We start from the raw sequence: 15,926 nt of genomic DNA on the forward strand, positions 1-15,926 counted from the left end.
CTCAATCAAGGTCAGCATCTTCGCCTTTGCCAGGCTCCGGCTGCAAAGGCGCCAGCGCAGTCCTCCATTCCTGCTCCGGATCCAACCCCAGCGCTGTTGATATACGTGCCAATGTGTGTGTTGCGACCTCGAACCGTCGCTGGTGGGCCGCAGGCATGTCGAAGTACGCTGCGCCGCAGAGAAGAAGGGCTTCGCGAGCACAAACAAGTGCTTCGGTGCGGGAGGTGGCGTGGCCCTGGTCAGCGAGGTGGTTGGCGAGGTTGTTGATCGACATGGCCAAGTCTGGCAGGTATGCCGTCGGTTGAGCTTGGGCGAGCGCGCGGTAGACGGTCACAGCCTCTCGTGCACAGGCCAGAGCCTCGGCGCGGGAATGGGCGTCGCCCTGATCGGCAAGATACTTGGCCAAGTTATGGAGCGACATGGCCAAGCCCGGCAGGTGAGGCGCAGATTGGGTCTGGGAGAGGGTGCGGTAGGTGGACAGGGCCTCTCGCCCGCAGGCGAGCGCCTCGGCGCGAGAGGTGACGTCGCCTTGTTCGGAAAGATGTTTAGCCAAGTTGTTGAGTGAAATGGCCAAGGCCGGGAGGTAGACCGCAGGTTGAGCCTGAGCAAGGTCGCGTCGGATGGACACCGCCGCTCGCGCGTACGCCAGGACCTCGGCGCGAGAGTCGGCGTCGCCTCGATCAGCCAAGCGGTTAGCCAGGTTGTTGAGCGACATGGCCAAGTCCGGCAAGTAGGTAGCGGGTTGGGCTTGGGCGAGGTCTCGCCGAATGGACACGGCCGCACGCACGCAGGCTAGCGCCTCGGTGCAGGCGGCTGTGTCACCTCGCTCGGCAAGGTGGTTGGCCAAGTTGTGAAGCGACCCGGCGAAGTCCGGCAGATGTTCCGCAGGCTGGGTCAAGGCGAGGTCGCGGTGGATGGATACAGCCTCACGTGCGCAGTCAAGGGCTTCAGAGCGGGAGGCGGCGTCGCCCCGATCAGAAAGGTGGTTTGCCAGGTTTTGGAGCGAACCAGCCAAGGCCGGCAAGTAGGCCGTAGGTTGCGTATGGACGAGATCGCGACAAATGGATACGGCCTCGCGTGAGCAAACCAGTGCCTCGGAGCGTGAGTCGGCGTCGCCCTGAGCAGAAAGGCGGTTGGCAAGGGTGTTGAGCGTGCTCGCGCGTTCGGCGCCTGGGTTCGCGATGTGCACGGCTGCGCGGGCAACTTCGACGGCGAGCTTGAGCAGCGGCGTGGAATAGTGCGGCAGGCGCAGGCGGCCCGCAAGTTCCTGTTGCCTGTGAGCTGGCAGAGCCTGCCAGGCAGCGTCCAGCCAGCTGGAGAGTCTGGGGGCGCCGTTATGGGTGATTGTGATGAATAGATCGCCATGCGCAGGCCATGCTTGGGCCAGTGCGGCAATCACAGTCCTTTCCCACTGGTGCAGGAGTTCGATCGCCAAGCTGGGGTCGGGCCTTTGTACCGCTAGTCTCGCCAGCACCTCCAGCGTGCGGGTTGTCACTTCAGGTTCATCGTTAGGCAGGGCCAGCGCCAGAAGTTGAGCCCCGCGCGGCTGGCCGGCGCGTTCGATGACCATGGCTTCGGCCAGCAGGTCTGGCTGCAGCGGGGCAAGCTGGCTGTGCTCGTCTTGATAGATCGCCTGCAGGTGCTGAACCAGTCCCTCGGGATCGCTGATGCCGAGGGCAAGGCTGGCTGCGGTCAGCTCGGCCTGGCTTGCACCTTGCACCAGCGCCAGCCAGGCCAGCGCATCGGCCCAATCGGCATGGCTGACCGCTCCTGCGGCTTGGGCGTGGCGTTGCCAGAAACGCCATTCCCGGTCCAACTGGCCTTGCAGCAGTTGATGGGCATGGTGGGGGCGCTCGCCCGAGAGTGCGGCCAGCGCGGCGAGGTGCAGGTAGAGGGGGCGGCCAAATGCGTTGCTGCGCCAGTCCGGCTGCCAGGTGTTGGCTGGGGCTTGCAGGCCTTGCGCCTGGGCGTAGGCTTTCACGGCGGCCTGATAGGCGGAGGCCCGCGCATCGGTGTCATCGCGCCAGGCCGGCATGGCTTGCGAGCCGAGGTTGGCGGGGCCGGCCAGCAGGTTTGCGATGTCTTCCGTGCAACTGGGGTGGCGAGGCAACTCGGCCCACCAGTCGCCCTGTCGGGCCAGGCAAAGCAGGTGCAGGCGGTTTTGGGTTTGCGCAGGTGTGTGGCGCCACTCGTTGAGTGCGGCTTCCAGCCAGTTCAGCAAGGTGGGCTGGCGGCCTTCTGCGTAGTCCAATACCAGCAGCAAGGGGCGGTTGGCCTGCTGCAAGTGCAGTTTCCAGGCGGCTGCCGCGCCCTCTGGCAATGCTTCCGGCAGCCACAGTGCCTGCCAGCCTGCGGCTTTGGCCTGGGCGGCCAGTTCCAGTGCTGAGCGGGTCTTGCCCATGCCACCGGGGCCGGTGACCAGGCGCAGCGTGATGCGGGGCTGCTCGGCCCGCTGCATCTCGGCCAGCCAGCCGGCAACCAGGGGCTGGCGTTCTGGGTGAAAGCCCACCACTTGATCGCGTGCCCGCAGCAGGGCCGATGGGGCCAGCCCGAGGCCGGGTTGCGGTAACCGGGGCCGCGGTGGGAGTAGCCACTCGGGTGGCCTTGCTTCGTCCGCGGGCTGGGCTGGCGCGCGTGAGAAGACGGGCAGGGAGGCCGCTGCACTTGAGGGAGCTGGCTTTGCAAGGAGCATCGCCAGGGCCAGGTGCTGCTCGATGGCACTCATCATGTCCGCTGCGCAGCGCTGCCAAGTGAAGCGCATGTCGCGGCGCAGCAAGGTGGCCAGTTCAGTAGCCTGGGTCTTGGCGGTGTGAATCGTGCCGCCGACTTTGAGCAGCGCGTCGCGCATGGCGCGAAGGTCTTCTTCCGTGTGGGCATTTTCTGCCGTCAAGTCGGCCTGCCCCTGAATGGCGATGCTGCGCACGCTTCGGTTCAGTCCCATGCCCTGGCAGTTTTCATTCAGCAGGCGGTAGACGCCGGATTGCTCGCCCAGCACCACCGGCACCTGGCAGGCAATGGCTTCCCATGCGGTGAGGCCGAAGCCTTCGTGCCAGGAAGGCATCATGGCGACGCTGCTGGAAGCGAGTGCGCTGAAGTAGGCGGCACGGTCCTCATTGAAGCCGCTCAGTTGGCAGTTGGCTGCATGCCCTCCGGCTGCCTGCACCGCCTGTCGGACTTCTTCATGCTGGTCATCCGGCACGCCGCGCATGCGCAGTGTTGGCGAGCGGCGGATGGGATGGCCGGTGTCCTCATGCTTGAACGCATGGCCCACGGCGGCGCCGAAGGCCCGGACACCCAGCATGGGCTGCTTGATGCGTTCATCGTCGCTGCCGAGGCGGCCGGCCAGGAAGGCGGTGAAGTTGTGCGGCGGTGCGTCGGACAGGGCGATGGTTGTCGGGTCCGGCTCGGCCAACCCGGGCACGATCATCTCGATGGCGGGTGTGTGAGGCGAGGACTGCAGCAGGTCGGCGAGTTGGTCCCACAGCATCGGCCCCACGGCCAGGCAGAGGTCAGCTTGGCCAAACAGTTCACGTTGCAGCTCGGCCTTTGCCAGCGCATCGGTGCTGTTTCCCTTCTTGTGATCCTGGTAGGCGCTGAAGGCCATGTGGTGGATCAAGACAGCCCGGCTGCCGGACTTGGCCTGGCGGAGAGCCAAGGCCAGCGGGCCAGTCTTGTCGTCATGGCCCACCCATACCGCAGTGGTGTCGTTGTCCAGGGCAAGCGCTGCCAGCATCTGTTCGGCCATCGCGGCTGGCAGGTCGGCGTTGACCAGGTTCAGCGCCTGCAGCTTGACGCAGTGGCGCCGGGCGTCGTCCAGCTCGGATTCGGTGGCCTGGGGCACCACGCACACCAGGTCGAACTGCCTGCCCGGCAGGATGCCCAGCGAACGCGCCAACTCCACATTGAAGGCATTGATGCCGCCGAACCGAGGCCCCCAGGCCGTGGCAAGCAGTACCAATGTGACCGGCTCTGACATCGTGCTTGTCTCCCTGAACTGTTTTTCGATGTACTGCGCAGCATAGGGGAGCGGTGGACCGATCGCCACCTCAGCATGCAGGAGGTTTTGCGTGCGCCTTCAGGTCACAAGAACCCCAGGCACTCGCACAGCGCCTGGCAACGTGCCCAGCGCTCGCGCAGGCGCTCGGCCATGCGTGCAGCCTGGTCCGGGTTTTCAGCCAGCGCGTCGGCCTGGTGCTCGATCTCACGGGCCAGTTCGGCAATGCCGGCCTGGCCGACCAGTTCGGCGGCGCCTTTGATCGCGTGGGCTTGCTGGCGGACGGCTTGCGGCGTCGCTTGCGCGAGGGCCTGGCACAACGCGGGCAGGGTGCCGCCGCTGTCGGCGAAGAAGTCGCGCAGCAGCGGGCGCAGGCCGTCTGCCGTCAACAACACGCACAGTTCGCCCAGCGTGGTCAGGTTCAGATGACGGGTCATGTCCCCGGGGCGGGGGCGCACCGGCGTGGCGGAGCGCGGCGCCGCTGCCTCGGGGGAGGTGGCCGGCGCTGCTGCGGCGACAACGACTGCGACAGCGGCTGGGGCTGCGGCTGTTGCGGGCGCAGTGCCGAGGGCATCGGTGTCCTGCAGCGCCGCACCGCGGGCCAGCGCGGCCTCGGCCATCGCGGTGTCACGCGAGGCGGGCACGCGGCCCAGCAATTGCTCCAGCGCGTCCCAGTGGAAGGGCTTGCTCAGGAAGCCGTTCATGCCGGCGGCCAGCGCCTGAGCGCGGGTGCTCTCGAAGGCGTCTGCACTGACGGCGATGACGCGCACCTGGCCCAGCGGCGGCGCACGGCGGCGCAGCTGGCGGGTGGCTTCCAGGCCGTCCATGCCGGGCATGTGCAGGTCCATCAGGATCAGGTCCGGGCAATGGCGCTCGGCCTCGCGCAGCGCTTCTTCGCCATTGCGCGCGAAGCGCACCTGGTGGCCCAGGCGTGACAGCAGCGTGCCGACCACCATGCGGTTGGTCGCGTGGTCCTCGGCGACCAGCACGTCCAGTGCTCGGGCCGGCGGCGCGCCCTTTGCAATGCCTTCGGCCTGGGGCGGCTTGCAGGGTCGCAGCGGCAGCACCACGCTGAATTCGCTGCCCAGGCCGGGCTGGCTGCGCATGCGGATCTCGCCGTCCATCAGCCGGGCCAGGTTGCGGGTGATCTCCAGCCCCAGGCCGGCGCCGCCGTACTGACGCGAGATGCGGTCGTCGCCCTGGCTGAAGCGCTGGAACAGCCGGCCCTGCACGACCGGCGCAATGCCCACCCCGGTGTCGATCACCTGCAGTTGCACCGGCAGCCGCTGCTGGGCGTCCAGCGGCCCCTCCGGTGGCGTGAGGGGCTGGGCGATCAGCTGGATGCGGCCGTGCTCGGTGAACTTGACCGCGTTCGACAGCAGGTTGAACAGCACCTGGCGGATGCGCGTGCCGTCGCCCAGCAGCCATTCGGGCAATTGCGGGTCGACCAGGCATTCCAGCGCCAGGCCCTTGGCATGCGCGGCCGGGCCCATGGTGGACTCGACCTCGCGCAGCAGCGCGCCCAGGCGCAGCGGCCGCAGGTCCAGCGTCATGCGGCCGGACTCCAGGCGGGACAGGTCCAGGATGTCGTTCAGGATGGCGAGCAGGTGCTCGGCCGAGTCGCGTGCGGTGTGCACGAAATGGGTCTGCTCCACGTCCAGCCGGGTGTCTTCGAGCAGGCTGAGCATGCCCAGCAAGCCGTTGAACGGCGTGCGCAGCTCGTGGCTCATGTTGGCCAGGAACACGCTCTTGGCCTGGTTGGCGCTGTCGGCGGCCTCACGCGCACCTTTGAGCCGGTCGGCCAGGTGCTCCAGCTCGGCGCCGCGCTGCAGGCTGGCACGCCACTGGCGCAGCAGCACTGCGGCGAAGGCCAGGGTCATCAGGCTGAGCAGCAGCGTCAGGCCCACGCCGAGGTGGATCTGGCTGCGGATGCTGCTGTTGCGCCACAGCGTCTGCGCATGGCTGCGGGCATTGGCCTCGTCGGCCAGCGCATGCACGGGGGCTTGCAGCAGCGCCATCTCGGCTGCCAGGTTGTGCAGCAGCGCCGGCTCGGGCGGGCCGCTGCGTTGCAGCGCGAGGTCGATCTGGCGCACCAGCGTGATCAGCAGCCGCTGCAAGGCCTGCGGCTGGGCGCCCAGCAGTTCGGGCAGCGCGCCTTCGCCTGGCTCGGCGGCGCCGCCCTCGGGCTTGAGCAGCCACTGCACCTGGTGGGCAAAGCGCTCGTGGCGTTGGCGCAGGGCGGTCTGGGTGGCGGGCTCGGGGTGGGCGGCCGCGGCCGCCAGTGCGTCGCGCAGCAGCAGGGTTTCGGTTTCCAGCTCGACCAGGCGCCAGACACGGTTGTCCTCGTTGCGCTGCATGCTGGCGCTGAACAGCACGAACTGGCGCGACTGCACCCAGGCCACCGCGGCCAGCACCGCGATCAAGCCTGCACCGATCAACATCAGCGCGCGGCGGCGCACCGAAGCGGGCAGGCGCTCGGCCATCGTTGGGCGCGGGGTCAGGCAGCGTCTGGCGCGGGGGGCGCTGGCAGCGCGGCGGCGGCCTGGCGGGCTTGTGCTCGCACGCGGGCCAGCGCCAGCTGCAGCACCCTGGCGTCGGTGCTGGCGCGGTGGCGCTGCAACTGCAGGCTGCTGCGCACCTCGGCGCAGGCGCCGTCCCAGTGCGCGGCGGCTTCATCGTCCAGCAGCTCGTGCAGGTGGCGCAGCTTGAAGCTGGGCGTGAGGCCGGCTTCGTCGAACAGGATGGCCAGCCAGGCGTAGTCGTGGGCCCAGCTGTCGCAGTAGATGGTGGTGCCGCGCAGCCGGCTGTTGAGCAGCTCGGCGACCTCGCGCGGTGGCTTGCCGTGCCGCGCCAGCACGTCGCGGGTGATGCCGTGCAGGTGCTCGGCGGCGCCGTCCCAGTGTTGCCAGTGCGGCGCGGGCTGCACGAGGGTGCAGACGGACTCGCCGTCCGGCAGCACGAAGCCGACCTCGATCGGGTAGCTGCCGCGGCCGAAGCCGGAGGCTTCGACGTCGATCACGCAAGGCAGCGGCGCGGCGCTCACAGCCGGTGCGGCAGCGGGTGCCGAGGCGAGGGAAGGGCCGGCTCTGGGCATGCTTTTTCTCCAACAACACAGGACGCCTGGCTTGCCAGGCGGCGACGGGACCGGCGGTGCGTGCGCCAAACCCGGTGTGCAACAAGCGTACCCGCTGCGGAGCTTTGTCGCCCTTGAGACAAGTCCTACGGGCCGACCCCGGTGGCGGCACCGCGGCAGCGCCGCTACGCTGGCCCGATCGCGGCAGCCTGCCTGTCGCGCGCGGTTGCCAGTGCCGCGCCACCACTTCTTCGACTTCCCGCATGGACACGCCATGAAGACTGCCGATTCGACCACCACCCTCGACAACGCCGCGGCCCTGCCCGAGTTGCCGCACCTGAAGCACTGGCCGCGGCGCCTGCCCAAGTCGCTGGTGGTGCCCGAGGTCAACCTGTGGTTCAACCTGGAGGTCACCGCCGCGCGCTTTCCGAACCGAGCGGCCAACCTGTTCTTCGGCCACGCGCTGAGCTACGGCCAGCTCAAGCAGCAGGCCGAGGCGCTGGCCGGCTGGCTGCAGGCCCAGGGCATCGGCAAGGGCGACCGCGTGGCGCTGTTCCTGCAGAACTGCCCGCAGTTCGTGATCGCCTTCTACGCGGTGATGCGCTGCGACGCGGTGGTGGTGCCGGTCAACCCGATGAACCGGGTCGAGGAGTTCGGCCACTACATCAGCGACCCGGACACCAAGGCGGTGATCTGCGGTGCCGATGGGGCTGCCATCGTCGCCGAGGCGAATGCCGCGCTGCCGCCGCAGCAGCTGCTGCAGACCCTGCTGGTGACACGTTATTCGGACATGCTGCCGGCCGTCATCCCGGCTGCGCTGGCACCGCAGCCGGCCATCGAGGCCTGGCTGCGCGCCGACCCGCCGCTGCCGGCTGGCGCCTACCGCTGGGAAGAGGCGCTGGGCGCCGGCCTGCACCCGGCAGGCCCCACCACCGCGCAGCCGGACGACCTGGCGCTGCTGCCCTATACCTCGGGCACCACCGGCCTGCCCAAGGGCTGCATGCACACGCACCGCACGCTAATGTCCAACACCTGCGGCGGCGGCATCTGGGGTTACGCCGGCGCAGAGTCGGTCAGCCTGGGCGTGGTGCCGATGTTCCACATCACCGGCATGCTCTACAACGTGCTGGCGCCGGTGTATGGCGGCACCACGGTGGTCCTGCTGCCGCGCTGGGACCGCGAGCTGGCCGGCCGCCTGATCTCGCAGTACAGGATCACGCACTGGACCTGCATCCCGACGATGATCATCGACCTGTTCAACAGCCCGAACCATCACCAGTTCGACCTGTCCAGCCTGGTGTATCTCTCCGGCGGCGGTGCGGCGATGCCGCAGGCGGTGGCCGAGCGGCTGCTGAAGGAATACGGCCTCACCTTCTCCGAGGGTTATGGCCTGACCGAAACCGCCGCGCCTTCGCACGGCAATCCGCCAGAGCGCTCGAAGCTGCAATGCCTGGGCATGCCGATCTTCGGCGTGGACTCGCGGGTCATCGACCCGGACACGCTGGCGCTGCTGCCGCAAGGCGAGGTCGGCGAGATCGTGACCCACGGGCCCATGGTCTTCAAAGGCTACTGGAAACACCCGGAGGCCACCAAGGCGGCCTTCATCGAGCTGGGCGGCAAGCGCTTTTTCCGCACCGGCGACCTGGGCCGCGTGGACGAGGACGGCTACTTCTTCATCACCGACCGGCTCAAGCGCATGATCAATGCCAGCGGCTTCAAGGTCTGGCCGTCGGAAGTGGAGCTGCTGCTGTACCGCCACCCGGCCGTGGCCGAGGCCTGCGTGATCTCGGCCAGGGACGCCTACCGCGGCGAGACGGTCAAGGCCATCGTGGTGCTGCGGGCAGAGGCCAAGGGCGTGACCAGCGAGCAGGCCATCATCGACTGGGCCCACGAGCACATGGCAGCCTACAAGGCGCCGCGTGTGGTCGAGTTTGTCGACACGCTGCCCAAGAGCGGCTCGGGCAAGGTGATGTGGCGGCTGCTGCAGGAGCGAGAAGGCGAGGCGCCCAGGCGCGGCTGAAGCGCGCTGAGCCGCGTCAGTTCTTGCCGACGATGCGCAGCGTAGGCTGCGCCGGCGGTGCGGGTGGCGATTCGCCACCTGGCAGTTCCTCGCGCTTGCGCTCGGCCTTGTCGGCGTAGCAGGCAATGTCGGCCTGGTGCAGCCAGTCGGCCGTGTCCAGCGTGTCGCTTTCCAGCATCGCCAGGCCGAGGCTGGCGCCCACGCGCAGCTGTTGCACGCCCCAGAGCAGCACGATGCTGTCGACCGCCTCGCGGATGTCACTGGCCACGCGCTGCGTGGCATCCGCCGGGCAGCTGGGCAGCAGCACGCCGAATTCGTCGCCGCCCAGGCGCACCACCAGGTCACTGCCACGCACCTGTTGGCCGATGGCTGCGGCGACGGCTTTCAGCATCGCGTCTCCGGCGGCATGGCCTGCCGTGTCGTTGATCGGCTTGAAGCGGTCCAGGTCGATCACCAGCAGCGCGGCCGGCAGGCTGGCCGGGCGTTCGGCCATGAGTCGGTTGGCCCGTGACAGGAAGGCTCGGCGGTTGGCCAGGCCGGTCAGCGCATCATGGCTGGCAGACCAGGCCAGCTGTTCGCGTTCCGCCACTTCGCTGCTGATGTCCGAAACCGTCCAGACGGTGCCGGCGTGCAACTGGTGCTCGTCGACCAGCCGGCCATGCAGGCGAGCCCAGAAGAGGCTGCCGTCGATCCGGCGCAGCTGCCAGTCACCCTGGTAGCGCTGTTGATTGCGGAAGGCCGCTTCGGACTCGCCGCGGGCGTGTTGCCAGTCGGCTTCGGCGGCGAACACGCTTTTGGACCCCGCGCCCAGCAGCGCTTCGCGCGTGCTGCCCAACAGCCGGCAAAACTCGGCGCTGACCGTTTCGAGTTCGCCGTCGCGGCTCACCGCGATGCCCACCGGAGAAGCGTCCATCACCGAGCGCAGCTTGACCAGCACCTCGCGGTTCAGGTGCTCGACCTGCTCGCGTGCGGTGCTGACCTGGCGCAACACCTGGCTCAGCTGGCCGATCTCGCCCTTGAGCACCGGCCAGTCGCCGGCCGCATGGTCGCCGGGCTCGAACAAGCGCAACGCGCGGCGGCGCAGCAGCGTCAATGGCCGCAGCAGCCAGGCCACGACCGTCAGCAGGCAGCCGCCCAGCAGCACCACCACGGCGCAGGCCCATTGCAGCGCTTCCCTGCGTGCCTGGTGCAGCGGCGCGAGCAAGGCCTCTTCCGGCAACAGGCGCCAGACCACCCAGTCCGGCCCGGGCACGCCGGCGTTGCTGACCATCTGGCCCGTCTGCGGAAGCGTGAGCCCGCTGGGCTCGACCGGCGCGCCGCTGGCCCACCAGGCTTCGGTCGCCTCGCGCAGCCCGGGCTCCTCGCGCAACTGGCCGAGCAGGCGGCGCGGCTCGGGATGGGCGAGGATGCGGCCGTTGGCATCGGTGACGATCACGGTGGCACCGGTGTCGCCTGCGTGGCCGTTGGTGCTTTCGACCAGGTCCGACAGCAGCTCGCGGCTGGCCAGCTTCATCGCGCCGCCGATCACGCCATGCACCCGGCCGCTGCCGATGCCGGTCAACGGGTGCACCAGCGCCACGACGGGCTGGCCCAGCACCCGATCGGGCAGCGGCTCGGAGATGGTGGGCCTGGCCTGGGTGATGGCGGTCTGGAAATAGTCGCGGTCGCCTATCCACACCTGTGGATGGCGCAGGCCCTGGCTGTCTGCAATCAGCAGCACCTTGCCATTGGCGTCAGCCACGAACACGTAGCTGAACAACTCGCGCAATGCGGGTGTGGCATCGATGGCGCTGGCCAGCCGCTGCGGGTCGGCCAGCGTGGCCTCGTCCAGCAGGCTGGCGCTAGCGCGCAGCGCACGCTGCAGTTCCACGCAACGGCGCGACAGCACCGCGGCGCTGCGCACCACGCCGTCCAGCTCGCGCTGGCGCTGCATCTGCAGCAGGTCGCGCTCGGCGTGCTGGGTCAGCTGCACCGTGATCAGGCCAATGCCCAGTGCCAGCACCAGCACGCCGATGGCCGTGAGGCGGAACTTCAGCGAGGCAAACAGCGCGGGCAGGCAGGCGGGCACGGACATGGGGCAAAACCGTTTCGCCGGCGCCCGGGAGGGCCCCCGCACGCGAAACGGGCTTGTCCGTCTATCGGCCCCGCACCGCCTGACTTGAGCCGGCTCAGCTTCTCGTGCCTGCCTTGGCAGGGCTGCCGAGCTGGGCCCACAGGTAGGCGAACTCCAGCGCCTGGCGGTCGGCCAGCTGGGCATTGTCGGCCGCGCCGCCGTGGCCGCCCTCGATGTTCTCGTAGTACAGCACCGGGTGGCCCTGCGACATCATGCGGGCCGCCATCTTGCGTGCGTGGCCGGGGTGCACCCGGTCGTCGCGGGTGGAGGTGACGAAGAAGACGCGCGGGTATTTCGTCTTCTGGTGCACGTTCTGGTAGGGGCTGTACTTGGAGATGAAGCGCCATTCGGCCGGGTCGTCCGGATTGCCGTATTCGCCCATCCAGCTGGCGCCGGCCAGCAGCTTGTTGTAGCGCTTCATGTCCAGCAGCGGCACTTGGCAGACCATCGCATTGAACAGGTCCGGGCGCTGCATCATCACCGCGCCGACCAGCAGGCCGCCGTTGCTGCCGCCCTGGATGCCCAGGTGTTCGCGCGTCGTGACCTTGTTGGCCAGCAGGTCCTCGGCCACGGCGATGAAGTCGTCGTAGCTCTTCTGCTTGTGCGACTTGATGGCTGCCTGGTGCCAGGCCGGGCCGAACTCGCCGCCGCCGCGGATGTTGGCCACCACCAGCACGCCGCCCTTGCGCAGCCAGCCATGGCCCCAGCTGGCCGAGTACCAGGGCTGCATCGAGACCTCGAAGCCGCCGTAGCCGTAGAGCAGCGTGGGGTTCTTGCCGTTGGCCGTCGCGCCCTGCGGCCAGACCACGAAGTAGGGCACCCTGGTGCCGTCCTTGGACTTGGCAAAGCGCTGTTCGACGCGCATGCCGGTGGTGTCGAAAAAGGCGGGGCGGGCCTTGATGCGCTCCAGTGAATCCTGGTCGGCACGGCCGAGATACAGCGAGTCGGGCGTCAGGAAGTCGACGTACGAGACGAAGAAGTGTTCGGCCAGCGGGTCGTCTGCGACCTGCGGGTCGTGCAGCGGCTGGACCTGCAGCGCGCCGGGGAAGGGCGTCTTCAGCTCGCGCTGCTGCCATTCCTGGCCTTTGTCGTTCGCAACCTTGCGCCAGGCGACGACACGGTTGGCCACGTTGTCCAGCACGTCCAGCAGCACCTGGCTGCGGGTCGTCGACCAGCCTTCCAGCGAGCGGGTGGCGGTGGGCGTGAACAGCGCAGTGAAGTGGCGTTCGCCGCGCAGGTAGGCCTCGGCCGGGGCCATCAGCAGCGAGCCGCTGGCCCAGGTGCTGTCGCCCACGGTCCAGTCGCTGCGCAGCTTGATCAGCACCGCATCGCGCCAGAACGAGATCTGGGCGTCGGCCGGCTTGGCGATCGGCGTGCTTTTGCCGTCGCGCCAGAGCACCAGTTCGTCGGTGAAGAAGTCAGGGGCGCGGCCGAAGACCACGCGCTCGAAGCCAGGGGTGTGGTCGACCGAGATCGAGGCGGCGACGTCGGTCTTCTGCGCCTCGTAGACGGTGCGTGCGGCCGACAGCGGCTCGCCGCGTTTCCACAGCTTGACCACGCGCGGGTAGCCGGAATCGGTCAGCGAGCCTTCGCCGAAATCTGTGCCGACGAAAAGGGTGTTCTCGTCCAGCCATGCCAGGTCCGACTTGGCCTCGGGCAGCGTGAAGCCGCCTTCGATGAAGCGCCGCGTGGCCAGGTCGAATTCGCGCACAACGGTGGCGTCCGCCCCGCCGCGGGACAGCGCGACCAGCGCCCGCGTGGACTTGCCGCCCAGCCGCGTGGCCCGGCTCCAGACCCAGTTCTCGTTCTCGGCCTTGGCCAGCGCGTCCAGGTCCAGGATCACGTCCCACTGCGGCTCGGCCTGGCGGTAGCTGTCCAGCGTGGTGCGGCGCCACAGGCCGCGCGGGTGGGCCTGGTCCTTCCACAGGTTGTAGAGGTACTCGCCCTCGCGGCTGACCATGGGGATGCGGTCGCGCGAGTCGAGGATGTCCTTCAGCCGGGTGCGCATGGCTTCGAAGTCCGGCTGGGCTTCCAGCACGCTGCGCGACGCGGCGTTGTGCTCGCGGACCCAGGTGAGGGCTTTGTCGCCCAGCACGTCTTCCAGCCAGAGGTAGGGATCCTCGGTGGCAACGGACGAAGGGGCGACGGCGGCAGCGGCCGCGGAGAGGGGGTTGTGTGCCATGGCCAGGGGGGTGCCGGCCGCGCCCAGCAGGGCGAGGGCCTGGCGGCGGTTGAAGTGGGACATCGTCGGGACGCTTGTGGCGGTACACCACCAGCCGCCGGGTTGGCGCTGGCACGAAACCGTCATGATAGGACCATGCCGCTTCCTGGGTTCGGTACGAGGCGGGACGAGTCGACGCCGGGCCGCCCCAAGTCGACTCACCCCCTCGGGGGGCGGACGACGCTTGTCGTCGGCCTGGGGGTCCTGTTCAGCGCCTGGCGTGCAGGCCCTTGAGCAGCTTGGGCTCGACGGTGATGGAACGGCTCGCATCACCGACCCAGATCTGGCCTTCCTGCACCGTGACCTGCAGCTGCATCGTGCGCTGGGCCAGCGTGGCCAGTTCCTTGCTCTGGTCGGCCGGCACCTGCCAGACCTCCAGGTTGGGCAGCCGAACGACCTTGCCTTCCAGCGCCTGCCACCAGATGGGCACGGCGCTGGCGAAGGCCCACAGCTTGACCACTTCCGAGCGGCTGCAGGCCTTGGCCAGGCGCCGGTCGTCGGGCTGGCCGACCTCGATCCACTGCACCAGCTGGCCGGTCAGGTCCTTCTGCCACAGGTCGGGCGCGTCCGGATCGGACAGGCCGGCAGTGAATTCCAGGTTGCCGCGCAGGTCATCGGCTGGCACGGAAAGGGCGAACGCCAGCAGTCGCATCATCATGCGTTCGTCGTTTTCCGACGGGTGGCGGGCCAGCGTGATCGCATGGTCGGCGTAAAGCGCGCGGTCCATGTCAGCGATCTGCAGCTGGGCCTTGAAGACGGTGGATTTGATGGCCATGGGGTGCGACAGCGGGACAGCCCGCCCAACGTGAGCGGGGTCCGAAGTGTAGGCGCTGGGCTGCGCAAGCCGCCCGTGGCCTCAAGTTGCGAAAGCCTCAGCCGATAGTCAGGGTATCTACCAATAGTGACGCCGGAGGCGATGCCCGGGCATCGAGCAGGCGACCGCATCATGATTTCCTTGCCGCTGAAGTTCCGGCTGCGCGCCCGTTTGTCGCTTTGCCTGGCTGGCGTGACCCTGCTGATGGCGCTGGCCTCGGGCGTGGGCGCCTGGCGCCTGCGGGTGTTGTCCGGCGTGGCCGCCGAGCTTGGCGGTGTGGCGGCCGAGCGCGCGCTGCTGGCGCGTGAGCTGCACGGCATCGTCGACATCAGCTCCTTCCGCGCCGAAGCCTTGCTGGTGAGCGATGACAAGGCCCTGGCCACCCGCGTGGGCACCGACCGCAAGCGCACCTCGGAGCGCTCTGCCGAGCTGCGCAAGCGCCTCGAATCGCTGCTGGACGACGCGCAGTCGCTGGCACTGATGAAGCAGATCGACGCCGCCGGCAGCCAGTTTCGCGACGTGCGCACCGCGCTGGTCAAACGCGACGCCGAAGGTGCGCATGTGTCGACCGAAGAGATCGAGCAGCAGCTGCGCCCCGCGGCGGCCGCCTATGCCAAGGCAGTGGATGAACTGGCCCGGCACGAGGCCACGCTGGTCGAGGAAAAACGCGCCGACGCGGTGGCCTCGGCCCGCACCGGCGAAGCCTTGCTGCTCGGCGGCGTGGTCGCCGGCTTGCTGGCTTCGGCCCTGCTGGGCTGGGCGCTGACCGTGTCCATCCTGCGGCCGCTGCAGCAGGCGCAGGCGCTGGCCCGCCGCGTCGCCGATGGCGACCTGATGCCCCAGCGCTGGGACAGCCGCAGCCCGGACGAAGTGACGGGGCTGGTGACCGAGCTGCAAGCCATGCAGGCGATGCTGGCCCGCCTGGTCGGCGAAGTGCAGCAGGCCAGCGAGCAGATTGGCACCGCCAGCCGCGAAGTGGCCACCGGCAACCTGGACCTGAGCCGGCGCACCGAGCAGACCGCCAGCAACCTGCAGCAGACCGCCAGCGCGATGGAGCAGCTGACCGGCACGGTGCAGCAGAGCGCCGAGTCGGCCCGGCAGGCCAATGCGCTGGCCGGCAGCGCGACTTCGGTGGCCGCGCGTGGCGGCGAAGTCGTCGGCCAGGTGGTGACGACGATGGACAACATCAGCGCCAGCTCGCGCAAGATTGCCGACATCATCGGCGTGATCGATGGCATCGCTTTCCAGACCAACATCCTGGCGCTGAACGCCGCTGTCGAAGCGGCGCGCGCCGGCGAGCAGGGCCGCGGCTTTGCGGTCGTGGCCAGCGAAGTGCGCTCGCTGGCGCAGCGCTCGGCGGGTGCGGCACGCGAAATCAAGTCGCTGATCGGGGCGTCGGTCGAAAGCGTCGAATCCGGCGCGCGGCTGGTGAAGGATGCCGGCGCGACCATGGGCGAGATCGTCAGCAGCGTGGAGCGCGTCGATCACATCATTCGCGAGATTTCGCATGCGGCCAGCGAGCAGAGCACCGGCATCGGCGAGATCGGCCGCTCGGTCACGCAGCTGGACCAGATGACGCAGCAGAACGCGGCGCTGGTGGAAGAGTCGGCCGCCGCGGCGCAAAGCCTGAAGGACCAGGCGCAGCGCCTGGCGGACGTGACCGCGCGCTTCCGCGTGGCGGCCTGAGCTTC

At 68.9% G+C, this 15,926-nt stretch carries 8 protein-coding genes; 2 read left to right on the forward strand and 6 right to left on the reverse strand.

The genetic code is table 11. From position 1 onward, the window contains the following. Position 1: 1 nt before the first annotated feature. The 3 genes from ACAH41_RS17005 to ACAH41_RS17015 form a co-directional block, all read right to left on the reverse strand. Positions 2 to 3,976, reverse strand: coding sequence for a glycosyltransferase (locus ACAH41_RS17005; RefSeq protein WP_325656768.1), 3,975 nt, complete (start codon positions 3,974 to 3,976; stop codon positions 2 to 4). 104 nt (positions 3,977 to 4,080) lie between these two features. After that, entirely contained in the window at positions 4,081 to 6,477 is a 2,397-nt protein-coding gene (locus tag ACAH41_RS17010) for a response regulator (protein WP_325656766.1), read from the reverse strand. Positions 6,478 to 6,491: 14 nt separating this feature from the next. After that, positions 6,492 to 7,088 carry a hypothetical protein gene (locus ACAH41_RS17015; protein ID WP_325656764.1) on the reverse strand — a complete coding sequence of 199 codons (597 nt, stop codon included), beginning with the start codon at positions 7,086 to 7,088 and terminating at the stop codon, positions 6,492 to 6,494. 253 nt (positions 7,089 to 7,341) lie between these two features. Between ACAH41_RS17015 and ACAH41_RS17020 the strand changes: the two genes are divergently transcribed. Further along, a complete protein-coding gene (locus ACAH41_RS17020) occupies positions 7,342 to 9,087 on the forward strand; it encodes a long-chain fatty acid--CoA ligase (RefSeq protein WP_325656762.1) in 1,746 nt (581 codons plus the stop codon). A gap of 16 nt (positions 9,088 to 9,103) precedes the next feature. Here ACAH41_RS17020 and ACAH41_RS17025 read toward each other — a convergent pair whose 3' ends face one another. The 3 genes from ACAH41_RS17025 to ACAH41_RS17035 all read right to left on the reverse strand — a co-directional run bounded on the left by ACAH41_RS17025 (position 9,104) and on the right by ACAH41_RS17035 (position 14,196). Continuing rightward, positions 9,104 to 11,161, reverse strand: coding sequence for a diguanylate cyclase domain-containing protein (locus ACAH41_RS17025; RefSeq protein ID WP_325656760.1), 2,058 nt, complete (start codon positions 11,159 to 11,161; stop codon positions 9,104 to 9,106). A 94-nt stretch (positions 11,162 to 11,255) separates the two neighbouring features. Continuing rightward, a complete protein-coding gene (locus ACAH41_RS17030; RefSeq protein ID WP_325656757.1) occupies positions 11,256 to 13,445 on the reverse strand; it encodes a prolyl oligopeptidase family serine peptidase in 2,190 nt (729 codons plus the stop codon). A gap of 184 nt (positions 13,446 to 13,629) precedes the next feature. Then, the gene (locus tag ACAH41_RS17035; RefSeq protein WP_325656755.1) at positions 13,630 to 14,196 is read right to left on the reverse strand and encodes a YaeQ family protein; all 567 of its coding nucleotides are present in this window, start codon (positions 14,194 to 14,196) and stop codon (positions 13,630 to 13,632) included. 171 nt (positions 14,197 to 14,367) lie between these two features. On the opposite strand from ACAH41_RS17035, the gene ACAH41_RS17040 reads away from it, so the two are divergent. Then, positions 14,368 to 15,921, forward strand: a complete 1,554-nt coding sequence (locus tag ACAH41_RS17040) for a methyl-accepting chemotaxis protein (protein ID WP_325656753.1) — start codon at positions 14,368 to 14,370, stop codon at positions 15,919 to 15,921. The last annotated feature ends 5 nt before the right edge of the window (positions 15,922 to 15,926 follow it).

Source organism: Ideonella sp., from assembly GCF_041287625.1.
Lineage (GTDB): Bacteria > Pseudomonadota > Gammaproteobacteria > Burkholderiales > Burkholderiaceae_C > Ideonella.

Excerpts from the sequence above, each read along its gene's own strand:
- ACAH41_RS17005 (WP_325656768.1), bottom strand. The coding sequence starts at position 3,976 with ATGTCAGAGCCGGTCACATTGGTACTGCTTGCCACGGCCTGGGGGCCT.
- ACAH41_RS17010 (WP_325656766.1), bottom strand. The coding sequence starts at position 6,477 with ATGGCCGAGCGCCTGCCCGCTTCGGTGCGCCGCCGCGCGCTGATGTTG.
- ACAH41_RS17015 (WP_325656764.1), bottom strand. The coding sequence starts at position 7,088 with ATGCCCAGAGCCGGCCCTTCCCTCGCCTCGGCACCCGCTGCCGCACCG.
- ACAH41_RS17020 (WP_325656762.1), top strand. The coding sequence starts at position 7,342 with ATGAAGACTGCCGATTCGACCACCACCCTCGACAACGCCGCGGCCCTG.
- ACAH41_RS17025 (WP_325656760.1), bottom strand. The coding sequence starts at position 11,161 with ATGTCCGTGCCCGCCTGCCTGCCCGCGCTGTTTGCCTCGCTGAAGTTC.
- ACAH41_RS17030 (WP_325656757.1), bottom strand. The coding sequence starts at position 13,445 with ATGTCCCACTTCAACCGCCGCCAGGCCCTCGCCCTGCTGGGCGCGGCC.
- ACAH41_RS17035 (WP_325656755.1), bottom strand. The coding sequence starts at position 14,196 with ATGGCCATCAAATCCACCGTCTTCAAGGCCCAGCTGCAGATCGCTGAC.
- ACAH41_RS17040 (WP_325656753.1), top strand. The coding sequence starts at position 14,368 with ATGATTTCCTTGCCGCTGAAGTTCCGGCTGCGCGCCCGTTTGTCGCTT.